Annotated in this window: 18 protein-coding genes; 11 read left to right on the forward strand and 7 right to left on the reverse strand. The window is 68.2% G+C overall.

Going from position 1 to position 19,345, the window contains the following annotated elements; genetic code table 11:
* Positions 1–127 precede the first annotated feature (127 nt).
* Complete coding sequence (gene panE / locus C1932_RS18930) at positions 128–1,066, forward strand: 2-dehydropantoate 2-reductase (RefSeq protein ID WP_108754541.1); 939 nt, start codon at positions 128–130, stop codon at positions 1,064–1,066.
* Positions 1,063–1,977: an NAD-dependent epimerase/dehydratase family protein gene (locus tag C1932_RS18935; RefSeq protein ID WP_108754542.1), complete on the forward strand. Its 915-nt coding sequence runs from the start codon at positions 1,063–1,065 to the stop codon at positions 1,975–1,977. The genes panE and C1932_RS18935 overlap by 4 nt, the downstream gene beginning before the upstream one ends.
* A 279-nt stretch (positions 1,978–2,256) precedes the next feature.
* Here the strand turns inward: C1932_RS18935 and C1932_RS18940 are convergent, their stop codons facing one another.
* On the reverse strand, positions 2,257–3,054 hold the full coding sequence (locus C1932_RS18940) for a TatD family hydrolase (protein ID WP_108763199.1): 798 nt from the start codon (positions 3,052–3,054) through the stop codon (positions 2,257–2,259).
* A 68-nt stretch (positions 3,055–3,122) separates the two neighbouring features.
* Between C1932_RS18940 and hrpB the strand changes: the two genes are divergently transcribed.
* Both hrpB and C1932_RS18950 read left to right on the forward strand, forming a co-directional pair.
* A complete protein-coding gene (hrpB, locus tag C1932_RS18945) occupies positions 3,123–5,627 on the forward strand; it encodes an ATP-dependent helicase HrpB (RefSeq protein ID WP_108763200.1) in 2,505 nt (834 codons plus the stop codon).
* A 214-nt stretch (positions 5,628–5,841) separates the two neighbouring features.
* Positions 5,842–6,231 (forward strand): hypothetical protein, encoded by a 390-nt coding sequence (locus tag C1932_RS18950; protein ID WP_108751293.1) that lies wholly within the window; start codon positions 5,842–5,844, stop codon positions 6,229–6,231.
* Positions 6,232–6,305: 74 nt separating this feature from the next.
* Here C1932_RS18950 and C1932_RS18955 read toward each other — a convergent pair whose 3' ends face one another.
* A complete protein-coding gene (locus C1932_RS18955; protein ID WP_108757501.1) occupies positions 6,306–6,845 on the reverse strand; it encodes a pseudouridine synthase in 540 nt (179 codons plus the stop codon).
* Positions 6,846–6,925: 80 nt separating this feature from the next.
* The gene (locus C1932_RS18960; protein ID WP_108754547.1) at positions 6,926–7,786 is read right to left on the reverse strand and encodes a class I SAM-dependent methyltransferase; all 861 of its coding nucleotides are present in this window, start codon (positions 7,784–7,786) and stop codon (positions 6,926–6,928) included.
* A 169-nt stretch (positions 7,787–7,955) separates the two neighbouring features.
* Here C1932_RS18960 and C1932_RS18965 point away from each other — a divergent pair, with 169 nt between their 5' ends.
* Complete coding sequence (locus C1932_RS18965) at positions 7,956–8,912, forward strand: aldo/keto reductase (protein WP_108763201.1); 957 nt, start codon at positions 7,956–7,958, stop codon at positions 8,910–8,912.
* A 396-nt stretch (positions 8,913–9,308) separates the two neighbouring features.
* A complete protein-coding gene (locus C1932_RS18975) occupies positions 9,309–10,529 on the forward strand; it encodes an RtcB family protein (RefSeq protein WP_108763203.1) in 1,221 nt (406 codons plus the stop codon).
* A 64-nt stretch (positions 10,530–10,593) separates the two neighbouring features.
* Here the strand turns inward: C1932_RS18975 and C1932_RS18980 are convergent, their stop codons facing one another.
* The gene (locus C1932_RS18980) at positions 10,594–11,523 is read right to left on the reverse strand and encodes an NAD(P)/FAD-dependent oxidoreductase (RefSeq protein WP_108763204.1); all 930 of its coding nucleotides are present in this window, start codon (positions 11,521–11,523) and stop codon (positions 10,594–10,596) included.
* Positions 11,513–11,968, reverse strand: a complete 456-nt coding sequence (locus tag C1932_RS18985; RefSeq protein ID WP_108757504.1) for an Rrf2 family transcriptional regulator — start codon at positions 11,966–11,968, stop codon at positions 11,513–11,515. Before C1932_RS18985 ends, C1932_RS18980 begins: the two co-directional genes overlap by 11 nt.
* A 183-nt stretch (positions 11,969–12,151) precedes the next feature.
* On the opposite strand from C1932_RS18985, the gene C1932_RS18990 reads away from it, so the two are divergent.
* Positions 12,152–14,272, forward strand: coding sequence for a methyl-accepting chemotaxis protein (locus C1932_RS18990; protein ID WP_108763205.1), 2,121 nt, complete (start codon positions 12,152–12,154; stop codon positions 14,270–14,272).
* A 25-nt stretch (positions 14,273–14,297) separates the two neighbouring features.
* Here the strand turns inward: C1932_RS18990 and C1932_RS18995 are convergent, their stop codons facing one another.
* A complete protein-coding gene (locus C1932_RS18995) occupies positions 14,298–15,203 on the reverse strand; it encodes a LysR family transcriptional regulator (RefSeq protein WP_108763206.1) in 906 nt (301 codons plus the stop codon).
* A 105-nt stretch (positions 15,204–15,308) separates the two neighbouring features.
* Between C1932_RS18995 and C1932_RS19000 the strand changes: the two genes are divergently transcribed.
* Both C1932_RS19000 and dkgB read left to right on the forward strand, forming a co-directional pair.
* Positions 15,309–16,523, forward strand: coding sequence for an MFS transporter (locus tag C1932_RS19000; RefSeq protein WP_108763207.1), 1,215 nt, complete (start codon positions 15,309–15,311; stop codon positions 16,521–16,523).
* Between the two features lie 87 nt (positions 16,524–16,610).
* A complete protein-coding gene (gene dkgB / locus C1932_RS19005; RefSeq protein WP_108763208.1) occupies positions 16,611–17,420 on the forward strand; it encodes a 2,5-didehydrogluconate reductase DkgB in 810 nt (269 codons plus the stop codon).
* Between the two features lie 115 nt (positions 17,421–17,535).
* Here the strand turns inward: dkgB and C1932_RS19010 are convergent, their stop codons facing one another.
* Entirely contained in the window at positions 17,536–18,243 is a 708-nt protein-coding gene (locus tag C1932_RS19010; protein ID WP_108751306.1) for an alpha/beta hydrolase, read from the reverse strand.
* Between the two features lie 208 nt (positions 18,244–18,451).
* Here C1932_RS19010 and C1932_RS19015 point away from each other — a divergent pair, with 208 nt between their 5' ends.
* Positions 18,452–18,832 (forward strand): YbjQ family protein, encoded by a 381-nt coding sequence (locus C1932_RS19015; protein WP_108754558.1) that lies wholly within the window; start codon positions 18,452–18,454, stop codon positions 18,830–18,832.
* 122 nt (positions 18,833–18,954) lie between these two features.
* The gene (locus C1932_RS19020) at positions 18,955–19,314 is read left to right on the forward strand and encodes a hypothetical protein (protein WP_108763209.1); all 360 of its coding nucleotides are present in this window, start codon (positions 18,955–18,957) and stop codon (positions 19,312–19,314) included.
* Positions 19,315–19,345 lie beyond the last annotated feature (31 nt).

The raw sequence follows: 19,345 nt of genomic DNA on the forward strand, positions 1-19,345 counted from the left end.
CAGTGGTCAACACCGTCAGCGCGAACGTCTTCCCGCCCCTTGTTCTGATCCGCCACCAGCTGCACCGCCACGGACTGCGATCTCCGGCACAATCTGCAGGTGACCCCACAACTGCGGTGAAGGTGTGATGCGTATCCTGATTCTTGGTGCCGGCGGCACCGGCGGTTACTTCGGCGGCCGCCTGGCCCAGTCCGGGGTGGATGTGACCTTCCTGGTGCGCCCCGCGCGCGCCGCCCAGCTCGACCGCGACGGGCTGGTGATCCAGAGCCCGCTGGGCGATGCGCGCTTCCCGGTGCAGCATGTCACCGCCGATGCCCTGCCCGCGCTGGCCGCCGCGCAGCCGTTCGACCTGGTGATGCTGAGCTGCAAGGCCTACGACCTGGACAGTTCGATTGACGCGATCGCCCCGGCCGTGGGCCCGGCGACCACCGTGCTGCCGATCCTCAATGGACTGCACCACTACGCCGCGCTGGATGCACGCTTCGGCCGCGAGGCGGTACTGGGTGGGCTGTGCTTCATCAGCGCCACCAAGGCCGCCGACGGCGCGGTGCTGCACCTGGGCCGGCCGGCCAAGCTGACCTTCGGCGAGCGTGATGGCGGCGCCCTGTCGCCGCGCGTGCAGGCCTTCGCTGCCGCCTGCGTACAGGCCGGCGTGGACCACCTGGCCAGCGGCCAGATTGGCCAGGAGCAGTGGATCAAGTACACCTTCCTGACCGCGCTGGCCGCCGCAACCTGCCTGCTGCGCGCGGACATCGGCACCATCGTGGCCACCGACGATGGCCAGGCCATCGTGCGCGGCCTGTACGACGAATGCCTGGCCGTGGCCGAGGCCGCCGGCGAACCGATTCCCGACGATGCACAGGACGTTGCCCGCAGCACCCTGACCCAGGCCGGTTCGGCGCTGAAGGCCTCGATGCTGCGCGATCTGGAGGCCGGCCAGCAGGTCGAGGCCGCGCAGATCGTGGGCGACATGCTGGCCCGTGCACGCACCGCCGGCCAGGAAGCCTTGCTGCTGCAGGTGGCCTACAGCAGCCTGCAGGCCTACCAGGCACAGCGCGCGGCGTGAACACGGCGCTGCCCGCACCGGTGCTGATCCTGGGCCTGGGCTGGAGCGGCCGCGTGCTTGCCGCCCGCCTGCAGGCGTTGGGGGTGCCAGTGGCAGGCACGGTGCGTGACCCCACCGCCGCGCCCGCTGACGGACTGCAGCGGTTCGCACTGCATGCCGATGCGGCGCCGCCAGCGGCCCTGCTGGAGGCCGTTTCGCAGGCGCAGGCCGTGCTGTGCAGCGTGCCGCCCGATGCCGACGGAGATCCGGCGCTGCGCGTGCTGCAGCCGGCGTTGCTGGCCAGCCCGGCGCTGCGCTGGGTAGGCTATCTGTCGTCCACCTCGGTGTATGCCGACCGCGACGGTGGCTGGGTGGATGCACACAGCGTGGCCGACAGCACCGAGGCGGCGGGTGTGCAGCGTCTGCGTGCGGAAGCGCAATGGCAGGCGCTGGCGAGGGAGCGCGGCATCGATTCGGCGGTGTTCCGCCTGCCGGGCCTGTATGGCCCTGGCCGCAATGCGCTGCTGCAGTTGGCGCAGGGCCGCGCCCGCCACGTGCTGCGGCCCGGGCTGGTGTTCAACCGGCTGCACGTGGAGGATCTGGCCGCGGTGGTCATCGCGGCGATGCGACGGCCCACGCCGGGGGGGTTGTACCTGCCCGCCGATGACGAACCGGCGCCACCGCAGGACGTGCTGGCGTATGCCGCGCAGCTGGGGGGCTTCACCCTGCCCCCGGCAGTGGCCTGGGACGACCCGGCGGTGAGCCCGACGCTGCGCCGCTTCTATGCCAGCAACAAGCGCATCGACAGCCGTGGCACGCGCGAAGCGCTGGGGTGGGCGCCGCGGTTTGCGACGTATAGCGAGGGGCTGGAAGATCTGGCCGCTGCGCTCGCCGGGCATGGCCCGGCGCTACCTGCTGCCGGCGTTGATTGATCCGGGCGCTCGTGGATTGCCCGCACCGCCGGGCGATGACGGATGACGGATGACGGATGACGGATGGCCGGCATCGTAGAGTCGAGCTTGCTCGACTGCTTCTGCCAACAGCAGTCGAGCAAGCTCGACTCTACGGCGCAAGGTCGGCTCGTTCGACATCGCGGCGCAATGGCGGATCGTTCGACATCGCGGTGCAATGTCGGTTCGTTCGACATCACGGTGCAAGGTCGATTGGTTCGACATCACGACGCGTGGCGTTTCGCCACGCCGCCTACCCGGTCAACCCGCGTCGGGCAACCGGAAGAACGTGCGCGTGGCTGCGGTGGCGTTGGCTGCGGTCACCGCCACGTCTTCGCCACGATCGCGGGCCAGCTCTTCCACGATGTGCGACAGGAACATCGGTTCGTTGCGGCGGTCCTTCGGCATCGGCTTCAGGGTGCGCGGCAGCAGGTACGGCGCGTCGGTCTCGATCATCAGGCGGTTGGCCGGAATGTTCTTCACCAGTTCGCGCAGGTGCGCGCCGCGGCGTTCGTCGCACAGCCAACCGGTGATGCCGATGTACCAATCCTGGTCCAGGTAATCGAACAGCTCGTCACGTTCGCCGGTGAAGCAATGCACCACCGCCGCGCCCAGGCGGCCGTCGAAGTTCTTCATCTGCGCCATGAAATCGGCGTGCGCGTCGCGCTGGTGCAGGAACAACGGCTTGCCATTGTCGGCCGCCAGCTGCAGCTGGCGCTCGAACGCACGGTGCTGCGCCGGGCGCGGCGAGAAATCACGGAAGTAATCCAGCCCGCATTCGCCCACGGCCACCACTTCGGCATGCGCATGCAGCGCGCGCATTTCCGCATCGCATTCGTCGGTGTATTCCACCGCGTGGTGCGGGTGAACGCCGGCGGTGGCGTACAGGAAGCCCGGGTGCTGCTGCGCCAGCTGCAGGGCCAGCGGCGAATGCTCGCGGCTGGCGCCGGTAATCACCATCTGCACCACCCCGGCCTGGCGCGCGCGGTCCAGTACGGCGTCGCGGTCGCGGTCGAAGGAATCGTGGGTGAGGTTGGCGCCGATATCGATCAGGTGCATGGGGGCAGCAGAGACAGGAAAACCCGCGCATTGTACCTGCGCCGCGCTGCGCCCCTTATCCTTTGCACATGAATGCCCCGCTCTTCCCGATTTCGCCGCTGCTGCCGCAGATCCAGCAGCACCTGGCCGACCACCCGCGCCTGGTGCTGGAAGCCCCGCCCGGCGCCGGCAAGACCACCCAGGTGCCGCTGGCCCTGCTGGATGCACCGTGGCTGCAGGGCCGCAAGATCATCCTGCTGGAACCACGCCGGGTGGCCGCACGCAGCGCGGCGCTGTTCATGGCCCGGCAACTGGGCGAGGACGTGGGTGGCACGGTGGGCTACCGCATCCGCTTCGAGAACAAGGTTTCGGCGCGCACCCGCATCGAGGTGGTCACCGAGGGCATCCTGACCCGCATGCTGCAGGACGACCCGATGCTGGAAACGGTGGGCGCGATCCTGTTCGATGAATTCCACGAACGCCATCTGAGCGGCGACCTGGGGCTGGCGCTGGCGCTGGACGTGCAGGCACAGCTGCGCGACGACCTGCGCCTGGTGGTGATGTCGGCCACCCTGGACGGCGAGCGCCTGGCGCGCTTCCTGGATGCGCCACGACTGAGCAGCGAAGGCCGCAGCTACCCGGTGGCGATCAGCCACTTTCCGGCCCGGCGCGACGAGACACTGGAACTGCAGGTGCGCCGCGCGGTGCAGCAGGCCCTGGCCGAGCACCCCGGCGATCTGCTGGTGTTCCTGCCCGGCCAGCGCGAGATCGCGCGCGTACAAGCCGGCCTGCAGGACGCGCTGGACAGCAGCGTGGAGGTGCTGGCCCTGCATGGTGAACTGCCGGTGGAACAGCAGGCGCGCGTGCTGCAGGCGGCCAGCGATGGCCGCCGCCGCGTGGTGCTGGCCACCAACGTGGCCGAATCGTCGGTGACCCTGCCCGGCGTGCGCGTGGTGATCGACAGTGGCCAGGCCCGCGAACCACGCTACGACCCCAACAGCGGCTTCACCCGGCTGGACGTGGTGGCGATCGCGCAGGCCTCGGCCGACCAGCGTGCCGGCCGCGCCGGCCGCGTGGCCGAAGGCGTGGCCTGGCGGCTGTGGCCGCAGTCGCAACGGCTGGAGCCGCAGCGGCGTGCGGAAATCGAACAGGTGGAACTGGCCGGGTTGGCGCTGGAGCTGGCCGCCTGGGGCAGCAGCGATCTGCGCTTCGTCGATACCCCGCCCAGCGGGCCGATGGCCGCCGCGCGCGAGCTGCTGCAGCGGCTGGGCGCACTCAGCAGCAGCGGGGCGATCACCGCGCTGGGCCGACGCGTGCTGGCGCTGGGCACCCACCCACGGCTGGCGGCGATGCTGCTGGCCGCCGCGGATGCACGCGCGCAGGCGCTGGCCGCCGATCTGGCCGCCCTGCTGGAAGCACGCGATCCGCTGCGCCAGGGCGGCGATGCACTGGCGGCGCGCTGGCGGGCACTGGCCGCGTTCCGCAATGGCCGTGCACCGGCCGATGCCAACCGCAGCGGCCTGGCCGCGATCGATGCGGCCGCCAAGCAGTGGCGCCGACGCCTGCGATGCGATGCGCTGCCACCGGCCAGCATCGAAGCGCACGAACTGGGCGATCTGCTGGCCCATGCCTTCCCCGACCGCATCGCCTTCCAGCATCCGTCCGACCCGCTGCGCTACCTGCTGGCCAACGGCCGCAGCGCGCGTCTGCACGAGCTGAGCGACCTGCGCGGTGAACCGTGGCTGGTGGCCAGCGAACTGCGCTTCGAGGCACGCGATGCGCTGCTGCTGCGCGCCGCGCCGGTGGACGAAGGCTATCTGCGTGCCACCTGGTCGCAGCGCTTCATGACCGAGGACACCGTGCGCTGGGATGGCGATCGGCGTGCCCTGGTGGCGCTGCGCGAGACCCGCTTCGACCGCATCGTGCTGGACAGCCGTTCGGCCGGGCGGGTGGACCCGCAGCACGCCGCGCAGGCGCTGACCGATGCCGTGGCCGAACTGGGCCTGCAGGCATTGCCGTGGACCGAGGGCCTGCGCCAATGGCAGGCACGGGTGGAGTCGCTGCGCCGCTGGATGCCCGACCTGGGCCTGCCCGACTGCAGTGATGCGGCCCTGCTGGCCAGCCGCGCGCAGTGGCTGCAACCGGCCTTTGCCGGCAAGACGCGGCTGGATGCGCTGGACGAGAGCAGCTTCGGTGAAGCGCTGAAATCGCCGCTGGAGTGGGCGCAACGGCAACTGGTGGAACGCCATGCGCCCACCCGCATCAGCGTGCCTTCGGGGCTGGAACGAGCGATCACCTATGGCCTGGACAGTGAAACCGGCGAACCGCAGCCACCGGTGCTGGCGGTGAAGCTGCAGGAGCTGTTCGGTCTGGCCGACACCCCGCGCATTGCCGATGGCCGGGTGCCGCTGACCCTGCACCTGCTGTCGCCCGGCGGCCGGCCGCTGCAGGTCACCCAGGACCTGCGCAACTTCTGGGAAAACACCTATGCCGAGGTAAAGAAGGAGATGAAGGGGCGCTACCCGCGCCACCCGTGGCCGGACGACCCGTGGACGGCCACTGCGACCCACCGCGCCAAACCGCGCGGCACCTGAGTGATAGGGTCGGATCCCTTTGCAAAGCAGAGGGCTCTGACCCCGGACGCGGCTGGTGGGGTCAGAGCCCTTTCCCGAGGGAAAGGGATCCGACCCCCGGCCTGCCGGATGCTGAATGGACGGGGTAGCGTCAACGCATCGACAGCCCTGCCTGACATACCGTTTACAGGCAGCACGACACACTGGACTTCGACCCGAGGCAAAGGACCCCCGCATGAGCAAGCTGACCGTAATCACCGACCGCGCCCTGGAGCGCGCCCTGGACCTGGCCCACAGCGCTGGCGATGGCCTGAAGAGTGCCGGCGGCAGCCTGCGCCACCTGGGCCCGCAGGCCAGCGACTGGATCAAGACCGGCGCTGCGCTGGGTGCGGTGAAGACCGGGGGCAAGGTGGCCACCAAGTTCGCCCGCCGCAACCCGGCGGTGACCATTGCCGCCGCAGCGGTGGGCGTGGGCCTGCTGGGCTACGCGCTGTACCGCAAGCAGCAGAAGAAGAAGGCGGCCAATGGCCATGTGGTGAATGGCCAGGCGCAGCGCATCCACGCGCGTGACCGCCGCAATGACACCGTGGTGGACGAGCACAGCGACATCGGCAGCGATACCTGAGCCCCATCAGGGGTCAGAGCCCCCGACCCAGGGTCGGATCCCTTCCGCAAGGAAGGGCTCCGACCCTTTTCGTTTCAGCCGATCTGCCGCCACTGCCCCGGCTGCAGATCGTCCAGCCGGTACGGGCCCATCGCCACGCGCACCAGACGCAGGGTCGGCAGGTTCACCGCGGCCGTCATGCGCCGCACCTGGCGGTTGCGGCCCTCGCGGATGGTGATGGCCAGCCAGCTGTCGGGCACGGTCTTGCGGAACCGCACCGGCGGATCGCGCAGCCACAGCGCCGGCGCCGGATCGAGGCGCTCGATCTTCGCCGGCAGGGTCGGCCCATCGTTCAGTACCACGCCGTCACGCAGCTGCTGCAGCTGCTCGTCGCTGGGCGTGCCTTCCACCTGCACCCAGTAGGTCTTGTCGGCCTTGTGCCGCGGGTCGGTGAGCTTGTGTGCCAGCGTGCCGTTGTCGGTCAGCAGCAGCAGGCCCTCGCTGTCATGGTCCAGGCGACCGGCGGCATACACGCGCGGCGGCAGGCCGAACCCGGCCAGGGTCGGCCGCGGCGGCACGCTGCGGTCGGTGAACTGGCAGAGCACGTTGAAGGGCTTGTTGAAGGCGATCAGCATTGCAGGGGGCGGCAGGCGGCGATGGGCTATTGTCCCACGCCGCGCTGCGCGCTCGCCGGGCGTGGCCCGGCGCTACCCTCTTACGGCTTCACGAAGCGCAGGGTCATGCGGTCGCTTTCACCGATGGCCTGGTACTTGGCGTCGTCCGCCTTGTCATGCTGGTTGGTCGGCGGCAGGGTCCACACGCCATTGGGGTGGTCCTTGGTATCGCGCGGGTTCGCATTCACTTCGGTACGCGCGTCCAGCTTGAAGCCGGCGGCCTCGGCCATGGCGATCACCTGCTGCTGGCCCACATAGCCGGTGTCATCGTCGTCGGCCACGTCGGCCTTGGCACGGTGCTCGACCACGCCCAGCACGCCGCCCGGCTTGAGCACGTTGAAGAAGCCCTGGAACATGCCCTGCGCCTGGCCGGCCTTGCGCCAGTTGTGCACGTTGCGGAAGGTCAGCACCACATCGGCCGAAGCGGCCGGGCCGAACACCGGCTTGGCCGGGTCGTAGGCCACCACGGCGGTCTTGTCGAACTGCGCCGGGGCGCCGGCGAACTTCTTTTCCAGGCCGTCACGGCTGCGCTGCTGGTAATCGCGGCCACGCCCTTCAGCCACCGCCTGCGGATCGACCACCGCGGCAATGTAATGGCCCTTGTCGCGCAGCAGCGGCGCCAGGATTTCCGAGTACCAGCCGTTGCCGGGGGTGATCTCGATGACGGTCTTTTCCGGTGCCACGGTGAAGAACGCCAGCGTCTGCGCAGGATGACGGTATCCGTCACGCTTTACGTTGTTGGCATCGCGGGTAGGCGCCTTGATCGCAGCTTCCAGTGCCGGCGATACCTGGATCTTCGCCGGCGCCACGACGGCAGCGGGTGCGGCGATGGCGGGAACCGCGACCAGCAGCGCCGAAGCAAGCAGCAGGCGGCAACCACGCAGGGACGAAACAGCATTCATCGGGACGACTCCAGCGGAAGATGCGGCGAGACTAGCAGTCGCCGCGCCACAGGTGTTCACAAAACGTTAGCGACGTGCGCGTTGCGGAACACAGTTTTGTGGTCACCGCCGCAGCACGGTCACAGGTGGCGCTCTATGCTGGAGGACTTCCCCCAAGGAGTCCGTGTCCATGACGGCAACCCGCGAACTCGGCCGTTCCGGCCTGCATGTACGTCCGCTCGCCTTCGGCGGCAATGTGTTCGGTTGGAGCGCCGATGAAAAGGCCAGCTTCGCCCTGCTCGATGCCTTCGTCGATGCCGGCTTCAACCTGGTCGATACCGCCGATGTGTATTCGGCGTGGGTACCGGGCAACCAGGGCGGTGAATCGGAAACGCTGATCGGCAAGTGGTTCGCCCGCAGCGGCAAGCGTGACAAGGTCATCCTGGCGACCAAGGTGGCCAAGTGGGCCGAGCGCCCGGGCCTGACCCCGGACAACATCAACGCGGCGGTGGAAGATTCGCTGCGCCGCCTGCAGACCGATGTGATCGATCTGTACCAGGCCCACGAAGATGATGAATCCACTCCGCTGGAAGCTACCCTGGCCGCGTTCGGCCGGCTGATCGAGGCCGGCAAGGTGCGCGCCATCGGCGCGTCCAACTACAGCGCCCCGCGCCTGGCCGATGCGCTGAAGGTATCCAGCGATTACAAGCTGCCGCGCTACGAAACCCTGCAGCCGGAGTACAACCTGTACGACCGCGCCGGCTATGAAACCGAACTGGAGCCGCTGGTGCAGCGCGAACAGATTGGCGTGATCGGCTACTACGCGCTGGCCAGCGGCTTCCTGAGCGGCAAGTACCGCACTGCCGCCGATGCGGCCAAGAGCCCGGCGCGTGGCGAGATGGTGGTCAAGCGCTATCTGAACCCGCGCGGCCTGCGCATCCTGCAGGCGCTGGACGATGTGGCCAGCAAGCACAACGCCAGTGCCGCACAGATTGCGCTGGCCTGGCAGATCGCACGGCCTTCGATCACCGCGCCGATTGTCAGCGCCACCAGCGTTGAACAGCTGCACGATCTGCTGGCCGCGGCCAACCTTGGCCTGAGCGTGCAGGACATCGCGCAGCTGGATGCGGCCAGCGCGGAAGGCTGAGGCAACGGATCAATGGCCCTGCATTGCGTGGTTGCGCACCACCGGTTCGTGGTTTATGGTGCGCGCCACGTTTCAACAGCTACCGGATTCCTTCCTTGAACACACCCGCCGTCGCCATCGCCAACCTGCTGCCATGCCTGCGCATGGATGTGGCGATTCGTGCGTCGGTGAAGGAATTCCCGCTGACAACGGCCTGATACCCGCGCTGCGGAGATCGGTCGCCCCGATCTCCGAGGTTTGGCGACGCCCTCGGAATGCAGTTCCGGGGGCGTTTTCGTTTGCGTCGTCACACGTATCGGCATTGCGCCGCGCACGCCTGCGTGCCCGCACTGCAACCACAGGGAAATGCCCACGGCCGCGCCGTGGTGCGGGCCTGTGCAGGACATTCATCACGACATGGACATTCAACACAATTATCAATGGCTGCATGCCGAAGGCAGCACGCCGATCAAGGGCTGGGTGGACGGCGTTCCGCTGGAAGCCGAGGCCCACGCGCAGCTGCGCAACATCGCCGCGATCCCGTTCGTCGGGCCGTGGGTGGCGGTCATGCCCGACGTACACCTGGGCAAGGGCGCAACCGTCGGCTCGGTCATCCCCACCCGGGGCGCGATCATTCCGGCCGCGGTGGGCGTGGACATCGGCTGTGGCATGGCGGCGGTACGCACCACGCTGCGCGCCAACGACCTGCCCGATGACCTGCGCCAACTGCGCAGCGGCATCGAGCGCAGTGTGCCGGTCGGCAACGGCCGTGGCGGCGAACACCAGCGGCTGCCCGACAGCATCGGCACCCGGCTGGTGCAGTCGGGGCTGGTCGCGGGGCTGGAGCGCATCAAGGAAAAGCACCGGAAGATCCGTACCGACAAGCTGGACTGCCAGCTGGGCACGCTGGGCGGCGGCAACCATTTCATCGAACTCTGCCTGGATGAAACCGATGCAGTGTGGGTGATGCTGCACAGCGGCTCGCGCGGCACCGGCAACCTGATCGGCACCTACTTCATCGAACAGGCGCGGCGTGAACTTGAGCGCCGCGTGCTCGGCTTCCATCTGCCCGACAAGGACCTGGCGTTCTTCATGGAAGGCGAACCGCTGTTCGACGATTACGTGCAGGCGGTGTCGTGGGCGCAGGACTACGCACGGCAGAACCGCGAGGCGATGATGGCGCGCGTGCTGGCCGAGATGCGCCAGCGCCTGCCGAAGTTCAAGCTGGCGGCGATGGCGGTGAACTGCCACCACAACTACGTGCAGAAGGAATCGCACGCCGGGCAGGAACTGCTGGTGACGCGCAAGGGTGCCGTCAGCGCCCGTGCCGGCGAACTGGGCATCATTCCAGGCAGCATGGGCACGCGCAGCTACATCGTGCGCGGCAAGGGCAACGCGGACAGCTTCCACAGCTGCAGCCACGGTGCCGGCCGGGTGATGAGCCGGGGTGCGGCGCGCCAGCAGATCACCCTGGCCCAGCACCGCGAAGCCACCGCGCACGTGGAGTGCCGCAAGGACAGCGGCGTGCTGGATGAATCACCGGCGGCGTACAAGTCGATCGATGATGTGATGGCCGCGCAGCGGGACCTGGTGGAAGTGGTGCACACGCTGCGCCAGGTGCTGTGCGTGAAGGGCTGAGGGTTCCTGCTGTTCTGGAACCACCGCCCTGGTAGGTGCCGACCTTGGTCGGCACATCGCGGGGTCAGAGCCCTTTCTGCGAAAGGGATCCGACCCCGCTGCTGTCTTCGCCCACCAGGGCGTGGTGGACGCCGATGCCGGCGCGCACGCCTTCGGCCATCGCCAGGGTGATGTTGCCCACCGTGGTCGCATCGCCGGCGGCATATACGTTCGCCACGCTGGTCTGCTTCATCGCATCCACCTGCACCAGCACGCCCATCGGGTGTTCCACCAGCGCGCAGCCCAGCTGCTGTACCAGCGGGGTCGCCATCGCCTGCGGTGCGGCCACGAACAGCGCACGCTGGGCAATGCGGCGGCCATCGGCCAGCTCCACTTCCAGCCACGTGTCCTGATCGCCGCGCACGCCCAACACCGGCGTGTCTTCCACCTGCACGTTGCGCTGCTGCATGGCCGCGCGCTCGTCGTCGCTGATCGGCAGGCCCTGGCTGTAGAAGGTCACGTTGCCCCATTCGGCAAACAGCGGCGCCTTGCCGGCCGACAGCGGATGGCCGCCCAGCACGCCGATGGCGCCGCCGCCTACCTCGTAGCCATGGCAGTACGGGCAGTGCAGCACGGTGCTGCCCCAGCGCTCGGCCAGGCCCGGCAGATCCGGCACCTGGTCGGCGATGCCGGTGGCCAGCAGCAGCTTGCGCGCCGCCACTACCTGTCCATCAGCGGTGCGCACCTGCACGCCACCGGCGCCGGCCTGCGCATCCACTGCTTCACCCTGCAGCCAGCGCACGGTGGGGTAATCCAGCAGCTGCTGGCGCGCGTTCTTCAGCAGCTCAGCACCGCTGATGCCGTCCTGCCCCGGCACGCCATGCGAGTGGCTGGCGAAGCGGTTGCGCGGCAGGCCGCTGTCGATGACGGTGACCGGGCGCCGTGCGCGCGCCAGGATCAGGCCGGCGGCGATGCCGGCGTAGCTGCCGCCGACGATGATGACATCAGGATTCATGGGAGCCTTCCAGGGAACGGTGATGGGCAAGGTGGCGGGCGAAGTCGGCGCCCAGCTGGTCCAGCGTGCTGGCCTGCAGGCGCGCTTCCAGCAGGCGCTGGGCCTCGCGCGCGCCGTCCAGCAGCGCTTGGTTGACCAGCTGCTGGATCGGGCAGCCGCCGCCGCTGTCACGCGTACCGACCTGCACCAGCGGCGGTGAGCCCACCGCCACGTAGACGTCGTGCAGGGTGATCGCGGCCGCATCGCGGGCCAGTTGGCTGCCGCCGCCGTGGCCGCGGCTGCTGTGCACCAGCCCCGCCTTGTGCAGCTGCGCCAGCAGGCGGCGGATCACCACTGGGTGGGTGGGCAGGCACGCGGCCAGTTGTTCGGAGGTACGCGGGCCCGGCTGGCCGACCAGATGGGCCATGACATGCAGTGCGTCGGACAGGGGATTGGCGGATTTCATGTAACAACAATAGTTACATTTAAACCGCCCGTCTACTGTCCGCTTTCGTCTCGTCTGGACACATCTGTCCTATGAAACACAACCTTCACCTCTCTAAACGGAACGGTAATGTGATCTGAATCTCACTTCAGGAGGCTCAAGAACGGTCGATACCGCATCGCCATTCATCCGTGAGCCCCTTCCATGAACGTGTCGTCCGCTGCGCCGCGACTGCAGTCCAAGTTGCTCGGTGCCGTCTCTGTTGGTCTGGCTGTCGTACTGCTGTGTGCCCTGGCCGGTCTGGCCACGGCCTGGCTGAAGTTGTCCACCGAAGTGCCGCCGGAGGTCGCGCTCAGCCGCGATGCCGAGCGCCTGCAACGCGAATTCCGCAGCCAGGTGCAGGAGTGGAAGAACGTGCTGCTGCGCGGCCACGACGACGCGCTGCGGCAGCGCCATCTGGATGCCTTCGACAGCGAGGGTCGCGTGGTGGCCGAGCTCGCGCAGCGCGTGGCGGCCAGCCCCGATGCACGCACGCGCGAGCTGGCACAGGCCTTCAGCGCGCAGCACACGCAGCTGCAGCAGGCCTACCACGGTGCGCTGCAGGCTTTTGCCGAGGCCCAGTACGACCCGGCCGCCGGTGACACCCTGGTGCGCGGCAAGGACCGCCCGGTCGCCGCCGCGCTGGATGCGCTGGGTGACCACACGGCCAAGGTGGCCGAGACCGCCGTCGCCGCACGTTCGCAGGCGGCGCGGCACCTGCTGGTGGTCAGCGGCGGCCTGACGATAGGCGCGGCCATCGCCCTGCTGCTGGCCCTGGGCTGGTGGCTGCGGCGCGCGGTGGTGCAACCGGTGCTGGCGGTGGAAGCCGCCGCACGCGCGGTCGCCGCCGGCGATCTGGACCACGCGGTGCAGGTCCGCAGCCGCGACGAAATCGGTCGCCTGGCGCAGGCCATGCAGGCCGTGCAGAACACCCTGCGTGGCGTACTGGCCGCGCAGGCCGGCATGGCCGAGCAGCACGAGGCCGGCACCATCAGCCACCGCATGGATGCCAGCGCTTTCCCCGGCGCCTACGGGCGCATGGTGGCCGACACCAACGCATTGGTGGACGCGCACATTCAGGTAAAGATGCGCGCGATCGCGATCATGGGGCGCTATGCCATTGGCGATCTGAGCCAGGACATGGAACGCCTGCCGGGCGAAAAGGCGGTGATCACCCAGGCCCTGGATGCAGTGAAGGCGAACCTGGGCGCGATCAACGGGCAGATCCGCGGTCTGGCCGAAGCCGCGGCGGCAGGTGATTTCAGCCAGCGCGGCGACAGCAGCCGTTTCCAGCACGACTTCCGCAGCATGGTGGAAGGCCTGAACCGCCTGATGCAGACCACCGAGCACAACCTGGGCGAGGTCTCCAGCATGCTGCGCGCCATCGCCGATGGTCGCCTGGGCGCGCGCATGCACGGCGACTTCCAGGGCGTGTTCGCCCGCATTGCCGGCGATGCCAATACCACTGCCGCCCAGCTGGCTACCATCGTCACCGACATCAAGCACACCTCGGGCAGCATCCACAGTGCGGCGGCGGAAATTGCCGCGGGCAACAACGATCTGTCACGGCGCACCGAGCAGCAGGCCGCGAACCTGGAAGAGACCGCTGCCTCGATGGAAGAACTGACCTCGACCGTGCGCCAGAACGCCGAGCACGCACGCCAGGCCAATCAACTGGCGATCGGCGCACACGGCGTGGCCTCGCAGGGCGGCGCGGTGGTCGGCCAGGTGGTGGCGACCATGGATGCAATCGAAGCGTCGTCGCGGCAGATCGCCGAGATCATCAGCGTGATCGACGGCATTGCGTTCCAGACCAATATCCTGGCGCTGAACGCAGCGGTGGAAGCGGCGCGCGCGGGCGACCAGGGCCGTGGTTTTGCGGTGGTGGCCAGTGAAGTGCGCACGCTGGCACAGCGCTCGGCCGGCGCCGCCAAGGAGATCAAGGCGCTGATCGAAGCATCGGTGGAACAGGTCGGCCAGGGCACGCAGCATGTGCGCCAGGCCGGCAACACGATGGCAGAGATCGTGGCGTCGGTGCAGCGAGTGACAGACATCATGGCCGAGATTTCCGCCGCGTCGCAGGAGCAGAGCGCGGGCATCGAACAGGTCAGCCAGACGGTGATCCAGATGGATGGCACCACCCAGCAGAACGCCGCGCTGGTGGAAGAAGCCAGTGCCGCCGCACGCAGCCTGGAACAGCAGGCCGACCGATTGATCGACGCGGTGGATGTGTTCGATCTGTCGAGCGACGCCGCGACGAAGGAAGCGTTGGCACGCGCGGCGTGAGGGTTCCGCCGGGCATGGCCCGGCGCTACCAGCGCGGGTCCTGGCCCTGCGCCATCGCCTCGCCCAGGTAATCCAGGAACGAACTGATGCGCGCCGATACGGCGGTGTTGCGGTAGTACACCGCGTGGATCGGCTGGTACACATCCAGCGTCTGCGCGGACAGCACCGGCACCAGCGTGCCGGCGGCGCGGTCGCGTGCGGTCACGAAGTCGGACAGGCAGGTGATGCCCACGCCTTCCACCGCCAGCCGACGCAGCGTTTCACCGCTGGAAACGGCCACGTCCGGGCGCACCAGCAACTGCCCGTCGGCATCGCCCGGCAGCGGCCAGCGATTCAGCGATTCCGGCTCGTTGAAGCTCAGCAGTGTGTGCTGCCCCAGCGCCGCCACGCTGCTCGGCTCGCCGTGGGCGGCCAGGTAGGCCGGGCTGGCCACCAGCTGCAAGCGATAGCGGCCCAACGGCCGCGCATGCAGGGTTGAATCGGCCAGCGGGCCGATGCGGATGGCCAGGTCGGTGCGCCGCTCCAGCAGGTCGATATAGCGCTCGGAACTGTTGAGCTCCAGCTGCACCTCGGGATAGCGCGCACGATAGCCGGCCACCAGCGGTGCAATCACATGCAGCACGAACGGCATCGCCGCGTCCACCCGCAGCCGACCGACCGGACGCTCGCGGCGTGCGGCCATCTGCTCCTCGGCCGATTCCACCGCATCGATGATCGCCCGGGCGTGGCGCAGGTAGGCCTCGCCTTCGGCGGTCAGGTGCAGCCGGCGCGTGGTGCGGGTCAGCAGGGTGGTCCCCAGCTTTTCTTCCAAGCGGCCCAGCGCGCGGCTGACCCCCGAAGGGGTCTGCCCCAGCTGCTCGGCGGCGGCGCTGATCGAACCGCTGTCGATCACCGCCAGGAAGGCCTGCATTTCGTCGAGGGTGGTCTTCATGCCGCCATTATTGACCAGCAGGCAAGAGTGATTGGCGTGAAGACCGGTTTTTCGGCAAAGGTGGGCCGCGCACACTGCCCGCCTTCTCCTCCTCTGGACCCTGTCATGACCCGTGGCATTCCCCTGGCCCTGCTGGCGCTGACGCTCGGCGCGTTCGCCATCGGCACCACCGAATTCGTCATCGTCGGCCTCATCCCGACCATCGCCGCCGACCTGCACGTCAGCCTGCCCTCGGCCGGCCTGCTGGTTTCCCTGTATGCGCTGGGCGTGGCCATCGGCGCGCCGGTGCTGACCGCGCTGACCGGGCGCGTACCGCGCAAGCAGCTGCTGGTGGCGCTGATGGTGCTGTTCACCCTGGGCAACGTGATTGCCTGGATGGCACCGGGCTACACCTCGCTGATCGCCGCGCGCATCCTCACCGGCCTGGCCCATGGCGTGTTCTTCTCCATCGGCTCGATCATCGCCACCGCGGTGGTGCCGAAGGAAAAGGCCGCCAGTGCCATCGCCGTCATGTTCACCGGCCTGACCGTGGCGCTGGTGACGGGTGTGCCGCTGGGCACCTTCATCGGCCAGCACCTGGGCTGGCGTGCCACCTTCCTGGCCGTGGCCGCACTGGGCGTGGTCGCCCTGCTGGGCGCGCTGCTGTTCGTGCCGCGCACGGTGCCGCAGAGCGCGCCGGCCAGTTTCCGCCAGCAACTGGGCGTGCTGGCGCAGCCGCGCCTGCTGCTGGTCTATGCGATGACCGCGCTGGGCTACGGCGGCACCTTCCTGGCCTTCACCTACCTGGCGCCGATCCTGCAGGACGTGACCGGCTTTTCGGCCAATGCGGTCAGCCTGGTGCTGCTGGTGTACGGCGTGTCGGTGGCGATCGGCAACCTGTGGGGCGGCCGCCTGGCCGACCGGCTGGGCCCGGTGCCGGCGCTGAAGCGCATCTTCGCCCTGCTGGCCCTGGTGCTGTTCGTGCTCACTTTCACCGCCCACAACACCTGGTTGATGCTGCTGACCGTGCTGGCACTGGGTGCGGTCGCCTTCGGCAACGTGCCGGGCCTGCAGGTGTATGTGGTCAAGCAGGCGCAGCGCTATGCACCGCAGGCGACCGACGTGGCCTCGGGCCTGAACATCGCCGCGTTCAACATCGGCATCGCCTTGGGCGCCTCGCTGGGTGGCCTGGTGGTGGAGCACATCGGCCTGATGCACACGTCGTGGCTGGGTGCGCTGGTGGTCCTGGCCGCTTATGCACTGACCGCACTCAGCGGCCGCCTGGACCGCCGCGATGGCGTGGACCACCGCGCCGAGGGCATTGCCGCCGCCGCACATTGACCGGCCATGCAATGCACCGTTGCCGGCATGCATACGGCCGCTGCCCTACCCTTCCTGTTCACTCCTTTCCCCCCGTTGGAGCTTCCCATGACTGTCCCCGCCTTTGGCCTTGGCACCTTCCGCCTGAAAGACCAGACCGTGATCGATTCGGTGCGCAACGCACTGGACGTCGGCTACCGCGCCGTGGATACCGCGCAGATCTATGACAACGAGGCCGAAGTCGGCCAGGCGATCGCCGAATCCGGCGTGCCGCGCGAGGAAATCTACCTGACCACCAAGGTGTGGATCAGCGAGTTCAAGCACGATGCGCTGCTGGCCAGCCTGCGCACCAGCCTGCAGAAGCTGCGCACCGACCATGTGGATCTGGCACTGATCCACTGGCCTTCGCCGAACGACAAGGTGGATGTGCCGATGGAGGAATACCTGCCGGCACTGGCCGAGGCCAAGGCGCAGGGCCTGACCCGCGAGATCGGCATTTCCAACTTCACCATCGCCCAGACCCGCAAGGCGATCGAGATCCTGGGCGCCGATGCCATCGCCACCAACCAGATCGAGATCCACCCGTACCTGCAGAACCGCCTGCTGGTGAAGTTCCTGCAGGACAACGGCATCCGCATTACCGCCTACATGAGCCTGGCCTATGGCGAAGTGTTGAAGGACCCGGTGATCCAGGCCATTGCCGGCCGCCACCAGGCCACCCCGGCCCAGGTGGCGCTGGCCTGGGCGCTGCAGCAGGGCTTTGCGGTCATCCCCTCGTCCACCAAGCGCGAGAACCTGGCCGGCAACCTGGAAGCCGCCGCGATCCGCCTGACCGACGATGACATGGCGCAGATCGCCAAGCTGGACCGCGGCCATCGCTTGGCCAACCCGGACGGCATTGCCCCGGCCTGGGATTGATCCCGGCTGCGGTTGGAGACCGGAACCGGTAGGTGCCGACCTTGGTCGGCACTGGCCGTTGGTCGGTCGATGAACCAGCGTGCCGACCAAGGTCGGCACCTACCAGAAGCGGGGTTCAGCCCCTGCTCTGCAGCAACCAGCCGCGCATTGCCGCACTCACTTCGTCCGGCTTTTCCATCGGTGCAAGGTGCCCGCAATCGGGCACCACCACCAGCTGCGACTGTGGCACCAGCGCGTGCATTTCCTCGCTCACCGCCAACGGCGTGATGCGGTCGTTGGCCCCGCAGACGATCAGCAGCGGATCGCGGTAGGCGGCCAGCACGTCATGGCCGTCGCGGCGTTCCAGCCCGCTCTGGCGCAGGAACACCTCGGCGCCCAGGCGTGCGGTCATGTCACGTACGCGCTGCACCAGCACGTAGTCGTCCAGCCGCGAGGCATCGATGTAGCTGCGCATCAGCGCATCGCCAAACCCATGGAACTTGCCCGGCAGGCGCACGCTGGCGCGCTGGCTGCGGCGCTGCTCGGCGCGCTCCGGCGAATCGGCATGGATCGAGGTATCGACCAGCGCCAGCCGCAGCACGCGCTCGGGCGCGATGCGCAGGATCTGCTGGGCGACGAAGCCGCCCAGGGAGAAGCCGGCCAGCGCGAAGCGCTCGGGCGCCTGCGCCAGCACGTCCTCGGCCACCGCCTGCAGGGTTTCACCACGGGTCTGGTCGCCCACGGTGCAGTCGGCGATGTCGGCCAGGTCGGCCAGCTGCGCGCGCCACAGCTCGGCATCATTGAGCAGGCCGGGCAACAGCAGCAGGGGAATGCGTTCGGTCATGTGGGTATTGTCGCGCCGGCGGGCCGACGTGGCCATGCCGGAACGGGCGATTGCACGGTAGAGTCGAGCTTGCTCGACTGCCCTGCTCCGTAGAGTCGAGCTTGCTCGACTGCTGTGCGCAAAGCAGTCGAGCAAGCTCGACTCTACGAAAAGCCCAGAGCAGTCGAGCAAGCTCGACTCTACCGAAGGCACCGACACGGACGCGATCATGGCAGACCCCTACAACAGCGGCATCCCTTCCCCTCCAGCCCTGCGCTTCGAGGATTCGCTGGTCACCACCGCCTTCGAGCTGCCCGGCTACAGGGTGGCCCGCAACCTGGGTGTGGTGCGCGGCATCACCGTGCGCTCGCGCTCGATCGTCGGCAATTTCCTTGGTGGAATCCAGACGATCTTTGGCGGCAACATCACCATCTACACCGAGCTGTGCGAACAGGCCCGCGAGGAGACCTACCGGGACATGGTGAAGCATGCGCGGCAGCTGGGGGCCAACGCGATCATCGGCATGCGTTACGACGCCACCGACGTGATGACCGGGCTGACCGAGGTGCTGTGCTATGGCACGGCGGTGGTGGTGGAGCCGTTGCGATGATCCTGGCGTAGAGTCGAGCTTGCTCGACTGCTGTGCGCAAAGCAGTCGAGCAAGCTCGACTCTACGAAGATCCAAAGCAGTCGAGCAAGCTCGACGCTGCTCTTTGTCCGGGGAGATGAGTGATGTCCAGATTGTCGACGATCACGCTGTGCCTTGTTATGGGATGCCTGCCCCTTGCGTGTGGAGCCTCCGGGAAGGTTTCGCTGCAGACACTGCCTGAAAAGACACGCGCCAATATTCTGGCCGCCAGGGAGCAACCGGACTGCGTGCGTGTTGTGGACGCCTACGTCTCGCGCACCCGGGCTTGGAAAGCCACGACCTACTTTGTAACCCTGTCGTCCTCCGTGGCAGATGGTCGTGCCTTTGACGTATTGCATGAGGAGGACCTTGCCGATCCGCTGTCCATGGCCGAACGCAGATCGTTCCATGTGGAGCTGGATCAGTCCTGCAGCAGGGTGACTGAAGAGTTGCGCTTCCAGTAAGGAACGCGGGATTGCGCTATCAAGGCGCCGG

It is taken from the genome of Stenotrophomonas sp. YAU14D1_LEIMI4_1, assembly GCF_003086815.1.
Classification (GTDB): domain Bacteria; phylum Pseudomonadota; class Gammaproteobacteria; order Xanthomonadales; family Xanthomonadaceae; genus Stenotrophomonas.

What these genes read in the sequence shown, in the direction of transcription:
- C1932_RS18965 (WP_108763201.1), top strand. Translation starts at nt 7,956, where the DNA reads ATGACGGCAACCCGCGAACTCGGCCGTTCCGGCCTGCATGTACGTCCG.
- C1932_RS19015 (WP_108754558.1), top strand. Translation starts at nt 18,452, where the DNA reads ATGGCAGACCCCTACAACAGCGGCATCCCTTCCCCTCCAGCCCTGCGC.
- C1932_RS18975 (WP_108763203.1), top strand. Translation starts at nt 9,309, where the DNA reads ATGGACATTCAACACAATTATCAATGGCTGCATGCCGAAGGCAGCACG.
- hrpB (WP_108763200.1), top strand. Translation starts at nt 3,123, where the DNA reads ATGAATGCCCCGCTCTTCCCGATTTCGCCGCTGCTGCCGCAGATCCAG.
- C1932_RS19010 (WP_108751306.1), bottom strand. Translation starts at nt 18,243, where the DNA reads ATGACCGAACGCATTCCCCTGCTGCTGTTGCCCGGCCTGCTCAATGAT.
- C1932_RS18960 (WP_108754547.1), bottom strand. Translation starts at nt 7,786, where the DNA reads ATGAATGCTGTTTCGTCCCTGCGTGGTTGCCGCCTGCTGCTTGCTTCG.
- C1932_RS18955 (WP_108757501.1), bottom strand. Translation starts at nt 6,845, where the DNA reads ATGCTGATCGCCTTCAACAAGCCCTTCAACGTGCTCTGCCAGTTCACC.
- panE (WP_108754541.1), top strand. Translation starts at nt 128, where the DNA reads ATGCGTATCCTGATTCTTGGTGCCGGCGGCACCGGCGGTTACTTCGGC.
- C1932_RS18980 (WP_108763204.1), bottom strand. Translation starts at nt 11,523, where the DNA reads ATGAATCCTGATGTCATCATCGTCGGCGGCAGCTACGCCGGCATCGCC.
- C1932_RS18990 (WP_108763205.1), top strand. Translation starts at nt 12,152, where the DNA reads ATGAACGTGTCGTCCGCTGCGCCGCGACTGCAGTCCAAGTTGCTCGGT.
- C1932_RS19020 (WP_108763209.1), top strand. Translation starts at nt 18,955, where the DNA reads ATGTCCAGATTGTCGACGATCACGCTGTGCCTTGTTATGGGATGCCTG.
- dkgB (WP_108763208.1), top strand. Translation starts at nt 16,611, where the DNA reads ATGACTGTCCCCGCCTTTGGCCTTGGCACCTTCCGCCTGAAAGACCAG.
- C1932_RS18950 (WP_108751293.1), top strand. Translation starts at nt 5,842, where the DNA reads ATGAGCAAGCTGACCGTAATCACCGACCGCGCCCTGGAGCGCGCCCTG.
- C1932_RS18995 (WP_108763206.1), bottom strand. Translation starts at nt 15,203, where the DNA reads ATGAAGACCACCCTCGACGAAATGCAGGCCTTCCTGGCGGTGATCGAC.
- C1932_RS19000 (WP_108763207.1), top strand. Translation starts at nt 15,309, where the DNA reads ATGACCCGTGGCATTCCCCTGGCCCTGCTGGCGCTGACGCTCGGCGCG.
- C1932_RS18985 (WP_108757504.1), bottom strand. Translation starts at nt 11,968, where the DNA reads ATGAAATCCGCCAATCCCCTGTCCGACGCACTGCATGTCATGGCCCAT.
- C1932_RS18940 (WP_108763199.1), bottom strand. Translation starts at nt 3,054, where the DNA reads ATGCACCTGATCGATATCGGCGCCAACCTCACCCACGATTCCTTCGAC.